Origin of the sequence: Polaribacter sp. BAL334 (assembly GCF_015767435.1) — a bacterium.
Taxonomy (GTDB): domain Bacteria; phylum Bacteroidota; class Bacteroidia; order Flavobacteriales; family Flavobacteriaceae; genus Polaribacter.
The window spans coordinates 1-2,085 of the sequence record NZ_JADWOV010000061.1 but is presented as its reverse complement, the minus strand read 5'-3'; the positions used below and the strand labels follow the sequence as shown (position 1 = coordinate 2,085).

Sequence of the window (2,085 nt, the reverse complement as noted above, 5' to 3'; positions counted from 1 at the left end):
TTTGCTATAGAGGTTTTCTTCCGATTTTACAAACTCAGTTGGAACGCTATTTTTCTTACGATTTACATAGATTTTAGAAATAGCATCACCCAAACTCTCAGATTCTACACCACCAGCATTTCCAGTAGTAACTTCAGCAGAGGCCACAGTTACAGGAATTTCTAAAGATCTTGAACAACCATCTTTTGTACCATAAACAGTAACAGTATAACTTCCAGCAGTATCAAAAGTGAATACTCCAGGATTTTGGTTTTGTTGCACGATAGTTGTACCACCATCTAAAGACCATGAGAAACTATCAAAATATGCAGCATTAGTGATGGTAAATTCTCTAGTGATTGAACCATTACCAACATCAGTAACACTTTGAGTGATTACTGGATGATTGATTGGTTGAGTAACAACAACTTGCATTGTTTGAGAACTTGAGCCAAACGTATTGGTTGCAGTAAGTTTCACATTATAAGAACCATAACCTGCATACGATTTTGTAGGGTTCATAAATGTACTTGTTGTGCCATCACCAAATTCCCATAGATAAGTAATAGGATGTAAAGGTTGATTATCCAAACCAGTATTAGAAGTATTGCTGAATACAAATTCATTACCTTCTAAGCAGCTTGTAGTATTATCTACTGTAAATTCTGCAATAGGAGGAGTTGTAGTTACATTATTAGTAATAACTTCTTCAACAAATGTTGCACAATTTGTATTTCCAGCACTATAGTTTAATGATTTTCCAATCAATTGACCATTGATATCAGCATTGTTTACAGTTTTTGTAATGTTTGCAATCGGAGCTAAGATTGTTCCGAAAACAGCTTCACTACCTTCGATGTTTAAATCATCTGTATTATAGAAGTTATAAATCACAAAAGGACTGTTGGCTAGAGCGATATTTGTTTGTGCCCAAACATCCCAATTGAAAGTTCCATCAGCATCAATGTTGATAACTAAAATTTTATCAGCATCAGGAATTTGATTGAAAATGAATGAATCAACATTGTTCAAATCAGTTCCAGTAACATTTAAGTGGTTAACACCATTTTGTAAATTGATTTTTACAGTTGATGGTAAACCAATATTTGCGATTGGCTGATTTGCATTGTCAAATAACTTAACATTATTTGCCATTAAAGACATGTCCAATGAATTTGTTTTTAATTGTTGGAAAGCACTTCCAAAGTCAAATACATTATTTTCAAAAACTGGATTGTTGTTTGCGTCAACACCAAGACCTGGACTTGTTCCAGCTAATTGAATATAGGTAGAATTTCCATAAGTAGCATCAGGAGTAATTTTGATTGGTGCAGGAGCATTTAATTCATCTTTATACCAAGTAAGAGATCCATTAGCATTTCCAATTTTTACATATTGATTTGAACCAGCAATAGTAACAACACCAGGAGTTGGAGTTCCGTTAAATGGATAATTAACTTTACCATTTACTAAAAGTCCGATATTCACTCCATCTACATCAAAACATCCACAATCTTGCGCAGCAACACTATAGTTTCCATTGATAGTTAAATCACCACCCATAGCCAAACTTCCATTTGAACTTCCACCAGAAACAATCACATCATTTTCGATAAATACATTGAAACAATTGGCAGGTAGTATTGGGTTATATGTTGTGCCTAGAGGCAAAACAGTGATGTTCACAACAGCTGTATCACAAATATTATTTACATCACAAACTGTATACTCAAATGAATCAGGTCCATTATAATTTGGATTTGGTGTATAAGTTACAACATCATCATTTGGATTGTTTGGAGTATTGTTTGGGTCTGTAATTACAACATTACCATTTGTTGGAGGCGTGCTAACTACTATTGTACCCACTAAAGGAACGTCATTGTCGTTTGCAATTACATCAATTACAACAGGTGCATTTTGATTGGTAGTTGCAATATCATCTTCAACATCAACTGTTGGATCCACAGTTACAGTCACAGTCGCAGTAGATTGATCCCCATTAGAATCTGTAATAGTATAATCAAAGGTATCTGTTCCATTAAAGTTCGCAGCAGGCGTGTACACTAAAGTATCATCTGTAGGATCATTAGGCGTTCCATTGGT

The 2,085-nt window shown here is 34.4% G+C and carries 1 protein-coding gene; it reads right to left on the bottom strand.

Annotation, left to right across the window (positions count from 1 at the left end):
- The coding region (locus IU405_RS00335) for a collagen-binding domain-containing protein (protein WP_197436680.1) at nt 1–2,085 on the bottom strand (2,085 nt) is incomplete at both ends.